Below are 15,886 nucleotides of genomic sequence, written 5' to 3'. Positions count from 1 at the left end.
CTCCCCCGCCGCCTCCTCCCCCGGCGGCGAGCACCAAGCCGAAGACGACGCCCAAGAAGCCCAAGAAGCCCGACACCATCGTCCAGCCCAAGGAGATCCCGAAAGAGATCCCCAAGGAGGCCGAGCCGGCCGAAGAGCCGGAAGAGGCTCCAGAGGAGGCCAGCGAGGAGCAGGTCGAGGGTGGCGTCGAGGGTGGTGTCGCCGGCGGTGTGGTGGGCGGCGTCGTGGGTGGCGTGATTGGCGGCGTGGTCGGCGGGCAGCTGGGCGGGACGGGGACCGAAGTACTGCCGTTCGGTGCGGGCATGACGCGTCCGGAGAAGGTCTCCGGCCCGCAGCCCGAGTACACGCGCGAGGCGCTCGAGTCCCGCGTGCAGGGCACGATGATCGTCAAGTGCGTCATCACCGTGGAAGGTCGAGTGGAGCGCTGCCGAATCATCAAGCCCCTGCCCCACATGGAACAGGCCGTCATGGACGCCCTGACCTCGTCACGCTACAAGCCCGTCACGTTCCAGGGCCGTCCGGTCCAGGTGGATTACACCTTCACCCTGAATCTGAAGCTTCCGCGCTGATCCGGGCGCGCCGTAGAGAAGCACCGCCGACCACCCCGCGCTCGTGAGGAGGAGCGCTTAATCAAGCCATGCAATTCACTCTCATCGATATTTGGCACCACACGGGCACCTTCGCCCGTATGATCATCTTCACCCTGGCCATCATGTCGGTGGCGTCCCTGGTCGTGATGGCGGAGCGGATGATCGTCTTCCGCAAGACCCGGTCCGACAGCCGCAACTTCGCCGCCAAGATGGGTGCCATCCTGGCGAAGGGCGACCTGACCACCGCGGCCAACACGAACCTGGGCAAGGACGTGGGTCACCTGGGTCGGGTGATCAACTCCGGCCTCACCGCGTACCGCATCAGCCCCAACAACAAGGACATCGCGGTGGAGTCGGTGGCGCGGGCGCTCGAGCGTCAGGCGCAGCGCGAGGTTCAGAGCATGAAGCGCGGCCTGGGCCTGCTGGCCACGGTCGGCTCCACGGCTCCGTTCGTGGGTCTGCTCGGCACGACGATGGGTATCGTCAACGCCTTCCAGCTCATGGCGGCGGCCGGCTCCGGCGGTCTGGGCACCATCTCGGCCGGTATCGCCGAGGCGCTCATCACCACGGCCTTCGGTCTGTTGGTCGCCATCCCCGCGGTGATGGCCTACAACTTCCTGCAGGGCTGGGTGGATGCTCGCTCGGTGGACATCTCTGAGTCCTCCAACGAGTTCCTCGACGTGGTCGCCCGCCACATGGGCGGCGGCGCGCACTCCTCGCACGCGGCCTGAGCAGTCACCGGCGAGCCCGGGGACGACCCGAGGCCCGCCTCCCGAAGTGAACGCGGCCCCTGAAGTCCGGGGGCCAGCGACGCCACCCGGGACGGCGGGCTTCCACCACCTGGAAGCAGGTTAAACGCATGGGAATGTCAGCTGGCCCCAAGGGGGGCATCAAGAGCGAGATCAACGTCACGCCGCTGGTGGACGTGGTGTTGGTGCTCCTCATCATCTTCATGGTCGTCACTCCCATGCTCCAGCGCGGCAAGTCCGTGGAGCTGCCGAAGGCCACCGAAATCGAGAAGGAGAAGGGCAAGGACTCAGACCCTCTCTACGTCTCCATCACTCCGGACAAGAAGGTGTTCCTGGAGAATGACCAGGTGGACGAGCAGGCGCTCCAGGACCGACTGACGCAGGAGCTGGCGAAGGACCCGGGCAAGAAGATCCTGCTCAAGGGCGACAACACCGTGAACGTGGGCGACGTGCGCAGGGTGCTGGACGTGGCCCGCAAGGCCAAGGCCAAGCAGATCGCGCTCGGCGTCGAGGAGAAGAAGTAATGGCGGGCCACAAGCAGCGTCAGTGGGTGAAGCCGCAAACGCCGCCCAACTCGGAGATCAACGTCACGCCGCTGGTGGACGTGGTGTTGGTGCTCCTCATCATCTTCATGGTCGTCACGCCCCTCCTGGAGAAGGACATCCTGGTGCGCGTGCCGGACACCGAGGTGGAGGATCAGCCGCCGCCGGAAGACCCGAATAACCAGCAGCTGGTGGTCCTGCTGGACAAGGACGGCGGCTACTCCATCAACACGGAGAAGGTGCCCACGGCCGACTACGTCAACCGGCTCAAGCGGATGCTCGCGGCGAAGAAAGCGGACGAGAAGGTCGTCTTCTTCATGGCGGACGATGCGACCAACTACGGCCGCCTCATCGTGGCCATGGATGGCGCGAAGGGCGCCGGCGCGAAGGTCCTCGCCATGGCGACCGAGCTGCCGTCGAACGCCATCATCCAGGGTACGCAGGTGGACACCGGCACTCCGGCGCCCGCTCCGACGCCGACTCCCTGAAAACCTCCGCCCGGAGCCCTACGCTCCGGGTTGGAGTCGCGGTTCACAATCAGAAGCTCGTCGGCTAGAGTTCACTTCTCATGGCTGACGAGCTTCTCGTCTTTGAACAGACCATCGAAGCCCTCTTCCTGCGCGCGCTGCACGGGCGGCTGACGCCCGCGTGCAAGAGTCGCCTGCGCCAGGCGGGGCTCGACGTGGACCAGAAGCTTCGTCCCGCCTACGCCTTCCCGTCGTGGATGGCCTTCCTGCGCATCGCCGCGGAAGAGCTCTTTCCCCAGGAAGCCATCGGCCCCGGTACGTGGAAGCTCGGCGAGGCCTATATCGAGGGCTTCCGGGAGACCATGCTGGGCCGCGCGGTGCTGTCGCTCCTGCGCGTGCTGGGGCCTCGCAGGACGCTCATGCGGGCCACACAGAACTTCCGGGCGGGCAACAACTACACCGAGTCGAAACTGGTGGAGCTCACTCCCACCCAGTTCGAGTTGTGGATGAACGAGGTGGGTGACTACCCGGACTTCACCGCCGGCATCATCCACGCGGGACTGCGGGTGGCCGGCGCACAGGACGTGAAGGTGGAGCCGTCCGGCTACGACGGCCACGCCTGCACCTACCGCATCAACTGGAAGGAGGCCTCGGTCTCCTCCGGCGTCGCGGGCAGCGGGGACTCCAAGGCCGCCATGAGGTCCGGGTCCATCAGCTCCCTGTAGATGAACTCTGCGATGAGCCCCGTCACCATCCAGATGGGCAGGATGTAGAGCGACGTCATCTCCCAGAAGATGGCGCCCGCGTCCGCGTAGTACCAGATGCGGTAGCCCGTGAGCCGCTCCAGCATCAGCCCGCTGAAGGCCTCGAAGAGCAGGATGCCGACGCCGTAGACGACGGCTCGCAAGCTGGCGTGCTGGTAGAGCATCCAGCGGTAGACGGGCTCCACGAAGCAGAAGCACGCGACGCCATAGATGAGGAACATCCACAGCGAGCACTGGCCATAGGCCGTGATGTTGGGTGTGTTCCAGATGGCGTTGAGTCCCAGCCGGTCGTCCACCTGCCACTGGAACTGGAACAGCGTCCCGAGGATGGGCACGTCCCGGGAGATGCGCACCAGGTTGTAGAAGAAGATCTCCGAGCTGAGTCCCACCATGCCGTAGAGGCAGAAGCGGAACATCGCGAAGGCCACCTTCATCCGCTGGCCTCGCTTCATGTCAGCCCGACGGATACGGACCGGACGGCGCCGATGAATGACCTGCGACCCCATGCGCGTCATCTCCCCCATGCATTCCCCAGATACCCGCCAAGGTACCCAAGAGGCACCCGCCCTGGCTAGACCCACCTTCACTAATCCAGTGCATCTGGAATCGTGACGCGCGGGCCCTCGGGATGGGCATCCGCCTGGGGAGATTGGATTCGAAGGGCCGTCGCCTCGGGACGCCGTCGGTACGCGGGTTGCTCCGCGGAGGTCGCGACGTCTGAGGGAGAGGGCGGGGACATGCTGGCGAGGGTGCGGTCGGGGGCGTTGATGGGTATCGACGCGGTGGTGGTGGAGTGCGAGGTCGACATGGCGCTCGGGCTTCCCTACTTCAACGTGGTGGGGCTGCCAGAGGGCGCGGTGCGGGAGTCGAAGGTGCGCGTCGTGTCCGCGCTGAAGAACACGGGCTTCGAGCTGCCGCAGAAGCGCATCACCGTGAACCTGGCGCCCGCGGACTTGCGCAAGGACGGTGTCGCGTTCGAGCTGCCCATCGCCCTGGGCGTGCTGGCGGCGGCGAAGCTGCTCGAGGACGGGCTCCTGGCTCGCTACCTCTTCGGTGGAGAGCTGTCGCTGGACGGCTCGCTCAAGCCCATCAAGGGAGTGTTGCCACTCGCGGTGGCGGCGAGGGACCGGGGCTTCGAGGGCGTCATGGTGCCAGCGGCCAATGCGGCCGAAGCCGCGCTCGTCGAGGGACTGACGGTGCTCCCGGTGACGAGCCTGCGCGAAGCGGTGGACCACCTCGCGGGCACCCACGTCATCACGCCCTTCCGCCGCGAAGGTCCCTCCGCCGCGGCGCCGCAAGGGCGGCCCGAGCCCGACATGGCGGATGTGCGGGGACAACCCGAGCTCAAGCTCGCCCTGGAGCTGGCGGCCGCGGGTGGGCACAACGTGCTGATGTGCGGACCACCAGGCTCCGGCAAGACGATGCTCGCACGGCGCCTGCCCAGCATTCTTCCGGCGATGACCTTCGCCGAGGCGCTCGAAGTGACGAAGGTCTATTCGGTGTTGGGGCTGCTCAACGCGGGACACTCACTGGTGCGAGCACGGCCCTTCCGCGCGCCGCACCACACCCTCTCCGATGCGGGCCTCGTCGGCGGAGGCCCCCTGGCGCGCCCCGGCGAACTCTCCCTGGCGCACCACGGCGTGCTGTTCCTGGACGAACTGCCGGAGTTCCGACGAAACGTGCTGGAGGTGCTGCGCCAACCGCTGGAGGAAGGGGTCATCCACCTCGCACGGGCGAACCAGAACATCAGCTATCCGTGTCAGGTGATGCTGGTGGCGGCGATGAACCCCTGCCCGTGCGGCTACTTCAACGTGCCGGGCCACACCTGCACATGTCCCGAGCATCGGGTGTTCGACTACCACGCGCGAGTCAGCGGACCTCTTCTGGACCGTGTCGACATCACGCTGCAGACGCGCCCGGTGGAGTACCACCACCTGGCGCGCGCGGAGCCGAAGGAGACCACGAGCCGCCACCACCGGGAGCGCGTGGAGACCGCGCGGCAACGCCAACGGGAACGCTACCGTGACGAGCCCAGCGTGCACTGCAACGCCCAGCTTCCCTCACATCTGCTGCGACGCCATTGCGTCCTGAGTCCGCGAGCAGAGCGGATGCTCGAGCTGGCGGTGCGTCACCACGGCCTGTCCGCACGCGCGCATGACCGGCTGCTCAAGCTGGCCCTGACTCGGGCAGACCTGGAAGGACACGGGCGCATCGAGGACGTGGACATGCAACTCGCCATTGACTGCAGGGCACTGGACCGGCGTGGGTGGCTGCACGCCAACACGCACGGCGGCACCCCGCCCTCCCGTTCCGGTTCCCGCTGGCCGGTGACTCCTTCCGGAACGGGGCCACCCGAGCGCCCCTAACGCGGCGGAGGCTCAGTGCGAGGACGGAGGAGCCAGCCCCCGCGAGGATGCGGCGCCGTGTGTCGAGGGCTCCGCGTCCGTCAGCAGTATCTGCTCGCCGCGGGTGGTCGAGCTCGGGAGACGGAGCTGATCCAACCGAGGCGCGGGGCCGGTGATGATGCGGGCCGACTTGTTGAACGTCAGATACGAATAGGCCCAGTCGAGCATCACCGCCAGCTTGCTGCGGAAGCCGATGAGGAACATCAGGTGGATGAAGAGCCAGGCCGACCAGGCGAGGAAGCCCGATTGCTTGAAGCGGCGGAAGGCGATTCCCACCGCGTGGCCGCGACCAATCACCGCGTAGGAGCCTCTGTCCCAGTACTTGAACGGCACCATCGGCTGGCCCCGGAGCCGACGGAGGATGTTGTGGGCCGCGTGCTTGCCTTCCTGCATCGCCGCGGGCGCGAGCCCCGGCACAGGCGTGCCATCCGCCTGCTTGAGCGAGGCGAGGTCTCCCACGACGAAGACATCCTCATGCCCCGGCACCGTCAGCTCGGGCGTCACGTTCACCCGGCCCGCGCGGTCCAGCGGAGCACCCAACGAACGCGCCACCGGCGAGGCGGCGACACCCGCGGCCCAGAGAACGGTGCGGGCCGCGATGTGTTCCGTGCCGATGTAGACGCCTGACTCGTCGATGTTCGTCACCCGGGCGCCCGTGCGGACCTCCACGCCCAGCTTCTCCAGCGTGCGGCGGGCCTGCGCGGCGAGGTCGTCGGGATACACGGGCAGGACCTTGCCCAGCCCCTCGATGAGGATGATGCGCGCGTCGCGCGTGTCGATGTTCTTGAAGTCTCCCGTCAAGGAGCTCCGACTTATCTCCGCCAGCGAGCCCGCCATCTCCACGCCCGTGGGCCCCGCACCGATGATGACGAAGTTGAGCAGCGCCCGGCGGATGCTCGGGTCCGTCTCCCGCTCGGCCATCTCGTAGGCCAGCAGGACGCGACGCCGAATCTCCACCGCATCCTCGATGGACTTGAGGCCAGGGGCGAAAGGCGCCCAATGGTCATTGCCGAAATACGAGTGCGTCGCCCCCGTGGCGATGACGAGGTAGTCGTACTTCAGTTCGCCATCCGACAGCAGCACCCGCTTGCCCGCGGTGTCCACACCCGTCACGTCCGCCAGCACCACCGCCACGCCCTTGGGACCCAGGAGCCCGCGCAGGGGTGCGGCAATCTCACTGGGACTCAACGTCGCCGTGGCCACCTGGTACAGCAGCGGCTGGAAGAGGTGGTGGTTGTGTCGGTCCACCAGCGTGATGCGGACAGGCGCCTTGACGAGCTGCCGCGCGGCGCTGAGCCCGGCGAACCCTCCACCGAGGATGACCACATGAGGCAGGTCTTCGCGTTGGGTTTTCACGAGGGAAAGGTCATGCCGCCCCCTCCAAACTTCAACGCAAAGCGCCGTGCCCCCGACGAGCAACCGAGCGCCCCCTTGCTCCAGATGAATCGCACGATAATGCGAGGCATTAAGCGAAAGACTGGGAGCCCCCACAGTCTCATCTGCAAGCCCATGCAGTCCCCGCTCACCGCGGCTTCGCGGGGGGTATCGGGCGACGCGCGTGTGGCTCTCCCGCGATGGCACCGGGACATCGGCGGTGCAATAGAGGTGTCCGCCCCGGAGACGCGCGCCGAGCCTGTCGGGGCCCGAAGGACATGTGCGGGCTCGCCGCGCGCACCCTCCACCATCCGGGACACTCCACCGGCCTCGCGGACACCTCGTCACGCGCGCTCCAGGGGAGCACGCCCCCGGCATGCACGTTGCTCATCCCCACGCCGATGCGTCCGTCACCTCCATCCGGAGGAGAAGGAACGCAGCACAGTCACAAGGACAGGGCGGCGAGGGTGTCGATGAGCAAGCTGACGGAGAAGCTGAAGGCAGTGGCGGCGGCGGTGGCATCCATCGAGAAGCAGTTCGGGCGAGGCTCGGTGATGACGCTGGGGGCTGACGCGCACGAACAGAAGGTCGCGGTGATTCCGACGGGCTCCGTGGGACTCGACCGGGCCCTCGGTGTGGGCGGCTATCCCCGAGGGCGCGTGGTGGAGGTGTTCGGCAACGAGTCGTCGGGCAAGACGACACTCACCTTGCATGCGATTGCGCAGGTCCAGGCTGCGGGAGGCGTGGCGGCCTTCATCGACGCGGAGCACGCGCTCGACATCCACTACGCGCGCAAGCTGGGCGTGCGCGTGGAGGAGTTGTTGGTCTCACAGCCGGATACCGGTGAGCAGGCGCTGGAAATCACCGAGCAACTCGTGCGCTCCGGAGCCGTGGACCTCATCGTCGTGGACTCGGTGGCGGCGCTGGTGCCCCGCGCGGAAATCGAAGGGGAGATGGGAGACGCGCACATGGGCGTGCAGGCGCGGCTGATGAGCCAGGCCCTGCGCAAGCTCACGGGCGCGGTGAGTCGCTCGGGCACCTGCATCGTCTTCATCAATCAGATTCGCATGAAGATTGGGGTGATGTTCGGCAACCCGGAGACCACCACGGGCGGCAACGCCTTGAAGTTCTACTCCTCGGTTCGGCTGGAGATTCGCCGCACGGGCAACATCAAGGACGGAGACGCCGTGGTGGGCTCGAGGGCCCGCGTGAAGGTGGTGAAGAACAAGGTCGCCCCGCCCTTCCAGGAAGCGGAGTTCGACCTGCTGTACGGCAGCGGCATCCACCGCACAGGCGAGGTGCTCGACCTGGGCGTGGCCTCGGGCCTCATCGACAAGGCCGGCAGCCACTTCAGCCTGCGGGGAGAGCGCATCGGACAGGGACGGGAACGCGCGGTGGAATGGCTGCGTGAGCACCCCGACGCCCTGGAGACGCTGGCCCGGGAACTGGCGGGTACGCCGCCCCTCCCCTGCCCCACCGCGCCCGTGGAGGCAGCGGCCTAGCCAGCCAGCTCATCCAGGGTGAGGGCCACGGGATAGCGACGCTCACCCGCGCACAACAGCAACCCACCCTCGGGAGCCGGCTCCAACAACTGGCCGAGTTGGTACTGCGCGTCCCGGGAGAAGCGCGCCTTGGCCCTGCCCTGCTTCACGCGACAGGTCAGGACCCCATCGGACTCCGCGGCCAGGGTGGAGAGGTCCAACACCTCGGCGGTGCGGTCACTCAACCGGATGGACACGCGTTCCTCCGGCGTGACGTCCACGGTCCGCACCTCGTACGCGGCATCCGCCACCTGCACGAAGCACCAGTCATTGCCGATGCGGAGCTGGTAGCGGCCCGTGTCGTCCAGGATGAGGGAAGCGTTGAAGAGCTCGATGATTTTCGGATGCTCGATGGGCTCGTCGTCGTGCCACCAGCGCAGGCGGGCATCGAGGCGGATGCCGCTGTCCTCGCGGGTGTGCCAGCGCTTGCCGGCAGGAGGCTGTCCGGTGGGAGGTTGCATGGCCTCTTTCTATCTGCGCGCGGAGCCTGGGGGATTCAAGTCCTCGGGCTCCACTGCCCTACCAGTTCCGGACAAGCTCCGTGTAGCCCCGGAAGGCCACCGCGCCCCAGAAGTTCACCAGCACGCCCAGCGCCAGCGTCGCCAGCACCACGCGCTGGCGCAGCGACCAGCCGCCAATGGCGAAGAGCAGCAAGAGATAGGGCGTGTAGTCCAGACTGAAGCGGAAGCCGAACTGCATGTAACCCGTGTTCTGGTAGAAGAGCCCTGGCAGCGCGCACACGGCCACGGTGAGCCACAGCGGCCAGTGCAGGCGCGGTCTCAGCTTCGGAATCAGCAGGAAGACGAGCAAGGGCAGCGTCAGCAACAACGTGAGCCCTCGGGGGTCATAGCCGAGCTTGAGCGGCGCCAGCGACAGCGACGGCCACTTGAGGAAGGCGGCCTCCAGGTTGCGCCCCAGGTATTCCCAGTGGAAGAGGCCCCACCGGTCGATGTCCACGTTGACGCGGTTGTTGAAGAGGAAGGCGTGGCCGAACTCGCTCAATCGGCCGAAGCGATACACGTTGTAGCCAGCGGCCAGCAGCCCCAGCGGTGCGGCGCCCAGCGCGAACAGGCCCACCTTCCGCGCCGCCGGCTTCCAGTTGCGCCCCAGGGCCTTGAGTTGCTCCAGCCGAGGCCCGGGGCCCGGGCACAGCGCCTCCAGCACGAAGAAGAGGCCCGCGAAGAACAGCGGCGTGCGGGTGAGCGTGGCCATGGAGAAGAACACTCCGGCCAGAACAGGCCGGTGGGCACGCAGGGCGTTGCGCACGTAGAGGCAGGTGAGGGCCACGCCCATGACCTCGGCGCTGAACCACACCTCGCCACGTATCGCGCAGTAGAAGAACAACGTGCCGAAGGCGAGCGTGAGCGCGAGCACGACGTTCTCATCGCGGGTGCGCGCCGTTTCACCTTCCTTCGCCAGGAAGCGCAGCAGCGAATAGAAGAGCGCCACCGCCAACGCGCCAACGATGACGCCGAACGAGGTGTCGTTGAACTGATACCCGTGCAGCGCGACGAAGGGCAGCATCGCCACGGCGGGGAAGGATGGGAAGCTCACGAACCAGCGGTCATCGGGAAGCGGCCGGCCCTCGCAGCGGACCTTCTCGCCACCCATCTGACGCACACAGGCCCAGTCCTCCAGATTGGGGAGGACCTGGGGGTCCACGTCCAGCCGCCCCTCCAACCACGACTGGGCCTGGTAGATGAAGTGCGGCGCCGCGCTCTGGCGCAGGAAGCGCTGGGAGCTGAAGCTCGAGAGCACGACGAACGCCACCACGAACAGCAGCACCTCCACGCGGTAGGCGGCGAACCACACGCGAAGCATGGCACCGGGCGCGCCTCCCGAAAGCGAGGGCGCGCTCTGCGTGGAGGGGGCAGTGGCCTCCGCGGGCGACTCGGGAGCTGGGATGGCCGACTCCTCTGGGGCCGGGCCCGTCACACCGGGCTCGGGGGTGGATGGCTCTTGGCGCTTGGACTTGGAGCGACTCATGGGCGGGCGGCGGACAGCAGGTGCTGTCGCAGCATCTCCAGCGTGTGGGAGGCAGCGAAGAGCCGCACGCGCTCTCTGTCTCCGGAAAAGGACATGCGCTCACACCGGGTCACCAGGTCCGGGCCCGCGAGCGCGCAGTACACGGTGCCCACGGGGTCCTCGGGAGTTCCTCCCCCAGGCCCCGCGTACCCTGTCACGGACAAGCCATATGTGGTGCCGCAGGCGGCACGCGCGCCCTCGGCCATGGCGATGGCCGTCTGGGAGGACACGGCGGAATGACGCTCGAGAATCTCGGGTGGAACACCCACCCATGCGGACTTCATCTTCTCCGAGTACACCACCGCCCCTCCGACGAAGACGGTGCTGGCTCCCGCCACCGCCGTGAGCCACTGGGCGATGAGGCCCCCCGTGCAGCTCTCCGCCGTCGCCAGCGTGGCACCCGCGCGGCCCAGCACATCCAGCAGCACCGGGGCGTACTCGTCCCCGTCCGCGCCGAAGACGCGGGCACCCAACACCCGTCGGCAGTCGACCTCGGCGGCCGCCAGCGCACCATCAGCCTCGGCCTGCGAGGGCGCCTCCGCCATCAGCTTGAGGTGGTTCTCCGGTGCGTGCGTTCGGAAGCCGAACACCACCCGGGGGTGGCTCGAAGCCAGGGGCGCCACGGCGAGGTCCATCTCCGACTCGGGAAGCCCCACCGTACGCAACAGGCGGAAGGCACGGAAGATTCGACCGGGTCTGGCCTCCAGCTCCGCCTGGATGCGTGGCAGCACCTCTCCATCCAGCAGGGCGCGGAACTCGCGCGGCACCCCGGGCAGAAAGAACAGGCGACAACGTCCCAGGGTGAGGACGACGAGGGGCGCGGAGCCCACCAGATTGCGTACCGGCTCGCTGCCGCGAGGGATACGGGCCATGCGCAGCGCGCTCGGATTGATGGGGAGACCCCGGGCCGCATAGCGCTCTTGCAGCCAGCCAAGCACCCGTGCGTCCTCCTCGAACGGGACACCCGCTGCTGCGGCGGCGCACTCCAGCGTGAAGTCGTCCGCGGTGGGTCCCAACCCGCCGGAGACCACCACCACATCCGCCCGGGACGACGCCTCCAGCAACGCCTGGGTGATGTCGGGGCGGACGTCGCCCACCAACACCACCCGCTCCACCTTGACGCCCAAGTCGAAGAGACGGGCCTCCAGGTAGGTGCTGTTCGTATCCGTGATGAGGCCGGTGACCAGCTCGTCACCAGTGCACAGCAACTCGACGCGCATGGGTCGCGCATCCTAGCGGCACCTGTCAGCCTCGGCACGGACGGAAGCATCTCCGCGCTCGCTCACCCGCCAGGACCGCGTCCGGACGCCCGCCTTCCCTCGGCGCGGGCTCGCGCCTGCTTCCTCGGTGCCGGGCACGTCTGCACGGCGAGGGCCGCCTTCGGGCGAGGTCTCGGCACTCGCGCCGTGGCGTCGTCGAGCGGGTGTCGGCCGCCCAGAAGGAGGGCTCCGACTCCGCTCGTTCGGTCAGAGGAAGGCGGGCCCGTCGTTGCCCGGACCGGTACCGTCCTCGGCCTCTTCGTCATCATCCTCGTCGTCGATGACGGCGGCGACAGCCGTGGAGCCGGCGGCCACCTTGCGCGCGGCCAGATGCGTGCGCACCTGCACCGCGGACTCCACCAACCCCAGCGCGAGGTACGCACCACAGCAGGCCACCAACAACCACGCGGGATGGTACTGCGTCGCGATGGCCACACCGCCGACCACCATCAACGTGAACACACCCGCGCTCTTGCGACTGGGACGGGTGTCCTTGAAGGTGCGGTAACGCACCGTCGACACCATCAGCAGCGCCAGTCCCACCACCGCGACCGCCACCGGGACAACGGCCGACTCGTGCAACGGCTCGCCTCGCGAGGCCACGTGGTGGGAGATGATGACCGAGACGAGCATGCCTGCGGCCAGGGGAATCGGCAGGCCCACGAAGAAGCGCCCACCCCCGCCATGCGGATTGCGCGCCGCCAGCACGTTGAAGCGCGCCAGCCGCAGCGCGCCGCACGCGGCGAACGCGAAGGAGATGAACAGCCCCGCGAAACCCAGCGGCGCCAACGCCCACTTGTAGACCAACAGCGCCGGAGCCGCCCCGAACGAGACGACGTCCGCCAGACTGTCGAGCTGCACACCGAAGTCGCTCTGCGTCTTCGTCAACCGGGCGACGCGACCGTCGAACCCGTCGAAGAACATCGCGAAGAAGATGGCCAGCGCGGCCTGATAGAGCTGGACAGGACCCGCTTCACCCGCGCACAGCGTGATGGCGTAGAAGCCACAGAAGATGGACGTGACAGTGAAGAGGTTCGGCAGCACGAACATCAGTTTCCGTAACTTCATCGCTCCCTCGACTTCCTCTGATGCCCGTGAGTTCCTGGCAACAGGACGGCGGGTGAACGGACCTTAGCAGGGTTTTATTCGAGGCACCGTCAGACCGAGGGGTCATCCAGGAGGGCAACATGGGAGACTGGCGATGGGTCGTGTGGGTGCTGGTCGCCAGCCTGGTCGTGGTCATGGGCAATGTCCTGTGGGTGGCGCTCGTCCGGAGGTGGTACCGGCTGCGCACCCCGCTGCCCCAGGCCCTCAAGGCCCAGTGCGCGGATGGATGGGAGCTGGCGGTCCACGCCCGGCGCGCCCCCGTGCGGCGCTTCGAGGAGCCGGTGCTGCTGTGCCATGGACTGGCCGCCAACCGGTACACCTTCGACTTCGAGCCCCCCTATTCCGTCGCCCACTATCTGGCGGAGGCGGGTTTCGACTGCTTCAGCGTCGAATGGCGCGGCACCGGGCACTCGCGCCTGCCCCCCCGTGGCCGGCGGTACACGGACTTCACCATCGATGACCACATCCTCCAGGACGGCCCCGCACTGCTGGAGCTGGCCCTGAAGGAGACGGGCGCGAAGCGGGCCTTCTGGCTCGGGCATTCGCTGGGAGGGCTCGTGGGCTATGCCCTGGCGCAAGGCCCGGAAGGGGCGAAGCTGTCGGGACTGCTCACGCTCGGCGCCCCCGTGCACTTCAAGTCAGAGCCCTTCCTGCGCACGCTCATCTCGCTGGGCGTCCGCGCGGCATGGCCCGCGCGCTTCCGGCAGGAGTGGATGAGCGCGAGCCTCGCGCCCTTCCTCGGCTACGTGACGCTCCCGCTGTCGGACCTGGTGGTGAATCCCCTGCACATCCCTCCGCGCATCCAGCGGCAGGTCTACGCGAACATGATGTCGTCGATGAGCCGCAAGGTGCTGCTCCAGTTCCAGGACTGGATTGAGCATGACGCGTTCCGCTCGTTCGACCGCACCCGTGACTGGCGCGCCGGCATCTCCCGCCTCCAGCTCCCCATCCTCGTCATGGGCGGGAGCGCGGACCGGCTGGCCACCGCCGAGAACGTGGAGAGCCAGTTCGCCCTCGTCACCGCCGAGGACCGCACGCTGCACGTCTTCGGCAGGGACCGGGGAGACGCGCTGGACTACGGGCACGGAGACCTCGTGTTCGGCAAGGGCGCGCCCCAGGAGGTGTATCCCGTCATCCGCGAGTGGCTGGAGAAGCACGCCACGCCCCTGGATTCCGCCGACGCGCCCGCGCCACCTCCCGCGTGATCAGCGCGGACCGGGCCGAGGCTCGGCGAGGCGCTCCACGCACGGCGCCTCCTCTCCCCTCCGGTCCTCCGTGCGGATGCGCCCCAGTCTCACCCGGGTGTCTCCCGTGCACTCGGCCCAGATGAGGCCCTGGCTGGCCCCCCCTACGAGGAGCGCGTCCACGCGCAGGTCACCATCACCCATCGCCGCCAGCACCGTCTCACCGCTGTCTCGCGCTTCCACTCCCGTGGCGTCCAGCCTCGCGAGCGTGTCCACCAGCAGCGCCGCTTGCCCGCACTGCTCCAGTTCCGCGTCGCGCAAGGACACTCGCGCGTTCTGCGCCGCGAGGACGCAGGCCCCCGTGGTTCGCCGAATCACCACGCCCTCCACATCCGCGCGCACCTGACGCAGGTGCAGCCCGTCTCCGGTGATGCCATCCACCGAGCGCACGCCCACCACGGTGCCGCCCATGAGCCTCAGGCTTCCGCCGACCGCCACCACTCCGTACTCGGCGGCATCCTCCACATGGAGGCGCCGCGCCTCCACCTCCGAGCCCGTGAGCTGGAACGCACCGTGGCTGCCACTGCCGCGCACCACCACGTCCTCCAGCAGCACGCCGCGCGAGGCGACCACGCCCAATCCCGCCCGTTCGGCGCCCACTGAGAAGAGCCCCCGCACCTCCAGACGCAGCGCACGCATGGCGGAGACCGCGAGTTCGTGCCCCCGCACTCGCACGTCCTCCATCACCAGGCTGCCCTCCACCACCGAGAAGGCCGCGCCTCGGCCGCCTTCCGACACCGCACGGCGGACCTCCGCGTGCCCACCATCCATCCCCACCGCCGTCACCGGCCCCGTGAAGCGCACGTCCTCCAGCAGCACCCGAGACTCGGCACCTCGGACGCGGACCGCGCGACGGAAGGGACCCGTGAAGGAGGTTCCTCGCAGCCACGCGTCCCGGGATGACGGTGGAGACGGAGCCTCTTCGGGCGCGTCGAGCAGGACACCCACGGTCTCCGACACGGTGGCCTCGAAGCGTGCATCCACCGCGTCGAACCTTCCGGATGTCACCCGCACCGCGCCCTGGCGCTGGCCGCTGAAACCCACGTTCTCCACCAAGACGCGCCCGCCGCCCGTCACCTCCAGGCCCCAGGTTCCGCCCCGCACCTCCAGGTTCCGCAACAGCACTCCCCCCGTTCCCGGGGCTGGCGACGAAAGGTCCTGAGGATCCGTGGCTTTCAACGGAGATCCACTCGACACCGCGACCAAGCCCCGCGGGCCCAAGGGGCTCAACGGGAAGCCACCATGCCCCACGGACTGAGACGGCACGCCCTGCTGCCCAGGGGAGGTCCACGGGAAGCCACCATGCCCCTCGGGCCGAAACGGCAAGCCCTGCAAGCCTGGAGAAATCGGCGGGAGCACACGCTGCCCATCACTCGCAGGCCCTTCCGCCCCACCCGATGGCCCGGCGGCGCTCGGCAGCGTCTCCTCGGGTCCCTCCGCCCCACCTGATGGCCCGGCGGCGCGCAGCACCGTGCCCTGCGGGGCTTCCACCAGCAGCACCGTGCCGGGTCCCTCGCCCTCCAGCCGGACGTCCTCGGGCAGGGTGAAGGAGCCCCGGTACGCTCCCGCCGCCAGGTGCACCGTCAGCGGACCCGGCCGGGCCAGCGCCTCCGCCAGCGACCTCAAGGGCCTCTCCCTGGAACCATCCCCGGGCCGCCACCACGCCGCGTCCACCCACACCTCGACACGGACCTGCTCCCGCCCAGGGGGAACTCCCCCGGCCACGGGCAGCCCCGGGCCCCGGCAGGCACCCAGCGTCAGGATCATCAACGTCGGAAACGTTCGGAAGTGCACGCAGGCGGAAACCCTAGTCCATTCC

General features: G+C 68.3%; 15 protein-coding genes. 8 read left to right on the top strand and 7 right to left on the bottom strand.

The genetic code is table 11. The features are described from left to right. The 5 genes from HR086_RS34480 to HR086_RS34460 all read left to right on the top strand — a co-directional run. A partial coding sequence (locus tag HR086_RS34480) for an energy transducer TonB (protein ID WP_174467754.1) occupies nt 1–569 on the top strand: 569 nt, incomplete at its 5' end. Between the two features lie 68 nt (nt 570–637). Further along, entirely contained in the window at nt 638–1,321 is a 684-nt protein-coding gene (locus HR086_RS34475; RefSeq protein ID WP_141647756.1) for a MotA/TolQ/ExbB proton channel family protein, read from the top strand. 128 nt (nt 1,322–1,449) lie between these two features. Further along, entirely contained in the window at nt 1,450–1,863 is a 414-nt protein-coding gene (locus HR086_RS34470; protein WP_141647757.1) for a biopolymer transporter ExbD, read from the top strand. Beyond that, the gene (locus HR086_RS34465; protein ID WP_141647758.1) at nt 1,863–2,369 is read left to right on the top strand and encodes a biopolymer transporter ExbD; all 507 of its coding nucleotides are present in this window, start codon (nt 1,863–1,865) and stop codon (nt 2,367–2,369) included. The genes HR086_RS34470 and HR086_RS34465 overlap by 1 nt, the downstream gene beginning before the upstream one ends. Before the next feature lie 80 nt (nt 2,370–2,449). Then, nucleotides 2,450–3,073 (top strand): DUF2378 family protein, encoded by a 624-nt coding sequence (locus tag HR086_RS34460; protein WP_141647759.1) that lies wholly within the window; start codon nt 2,450–2,452, stop codon nt 3,071–3,073. Here the strand turns inward: HR086_RS34460 and HR086_RS34455 are convergent. After that, the gene (locus tag HR086_RS34455) at nt 2,974–3,564 is read right to left on the bottom strand and encodes a hypothetical protein (RefSeq protein WP_246137702.1); all 591 of its coding nucleotides are present in this window, start codon (nt 3,562–3,564) and stop codon (nt 2,974–2,976) included. The genes HR086_RS34460 and HR086_RS34455 overlap by 100 nt on opposite strands. A gap of 285 nt (nt 3,565–3,849) precedes the next feature. Here HR086_RS34455 and HR086_RS34450 point away from each other — a divergent pair, with 285 nt between their 5' ends. Further along, nucleotides 3,850–5,478: a YifB family Mg chelatase-like AAA ATPase gene (locus HR086_RS34450; protein ID WP_174467753.1), complete on the top strand. Its 1,629-nt coding sequence runs from the start codon at nt 3,850–3,852 to the stop codon at nt 5,476–5,478. 12 nt (nt 5,479–5,490) lie between these two features. Here the strand turns inward: HR086_RS34450 and HR086_RS34445 are convergent, their stop codons facing one another. Then, nucleotides 5,491–6,873, bottom strand: a complete 1,383-nt coding sequence (locus HR086_RS34445; RefSeq protein ID WP_174454810.1) for an NAD(P)/FAD-dependent oxidoreductase — start codon at nt 6,871–6,873, stop codon at nt 5,491–5,493. A gap of 491 nt (nt 6,874–7,364) precedes the next feature. Here HR086_RS34445 and recA point away from each other — a divergent pair, with 491 nt between their 5' ends. Further along, entirely contained in the window at nt 7,365–8,393 is a 1,029-nt protein-coding gene (gene recA / locus HR086_RS34440) for a recombinase RecA (RefSeq protein WP_174454809.1), read from the top strand. Here recA and HR086_RS34435 read toward each other — a convergent pair. From HR086_RS34435 to pssA, 4 genes are all read right to left on the bottom strand, one after another. Then, nucleotides 8,390–8,893: a DUF1285 domain-containing protein gene (locus tag HR086_RS34435; RefSeq protein WP_141647764.1), complete on the bottom strand. Its 504-nt coding sequence runs from the start codon at nt 8,891–8,893 to the stop codon at nt 8,390–8,392. The genes recA and HR086_RS34435 overlap by 4 nt on opposite strands. Before the next feature lie 58 nt (nt 8,894–8,951). After that, nucleotides 8,952–10,418 (bottom strand): hypothetical protein, encoded by a 1,467-nt coding sequence (locus HR086_RS34430; protein ID WP_174467752.1) that lies wholly within the window; start codon nt 10,416–10,418, stop codon nt 8,952–8,954. Next, nucleotides 10,415–11,677, bottom strand: coding sequence for a CinA family nicotinamide mononucleotide deamidase-related protein (locus HR086_RS34425; protein ID WP_174467751.1), 1,263 nt, complete (start codon nt 11,675–11,677; stop codon nt 10,415–10,417). Before HR086_RS34425 ends, HR086_RS34430 begins: the two co-directional genes overlap by 4 nt. A 246-nt stretch (nt 11,678–11,923) precedes the next feature. Next, nucleotides 11,924–12,784, bottom strand: coding sequence for a CDP-diacylglycerol--serine O-phosphatidyltransferase (pssA, locus tag HR086_RS34420; protein WP_141647767.1), 861 nt, complete (start codon nt 12,782–12,784; stop codon nt 11,924–11,926). Nucleotides 12,785–12,903: 119 nt separating this feature from the next. Between pssA and HR086_RS34415 the strand changes: the two genes are divergently transcribed. Continuing rightward, on the top strand, nt 12,904–14,028 hold the full coding sequence (locus HR086_RS34415) for an alpha/beta fold hydrolase (protein ID WP_141647768.1): 1,125 nt from the start codon (nt 12,904–12,906) through the stop codon (nt 14,026–14,028). Here the strand turns inward: HR086_RS34415 and HR086_RS34410 are convergent, their stop codons facing one another. Beyond that, a complete protein-coding gene (locus HR086_RS34410; protein WP_254623905.1) occupies nt 14,029–15,693 on the bottom strand; it encodes a proline-rich domain-containing protein in 1,665 nt (554 codons plus the stop codon). Nucleotides 15,694–15,886 lie beyond the last annotated feature (193 nt).

This window comes from Myxococcus sp. CA039A (genome assembly GCF_013336645.1).
Classification (GTDB): Bacteria; Myxococcota; Myxococcia; order Myxococcales; family Myxococcaceae; genus Myxococcus; species Myxococcus llanfairpwllgwyngyllgogerychwyrndrobwllllantysiliogogogochensis.
Note: the sequence above shows the minus strand (reverse complement) of the source record. Positions and strands in the feature narration are given on the sequence as shown.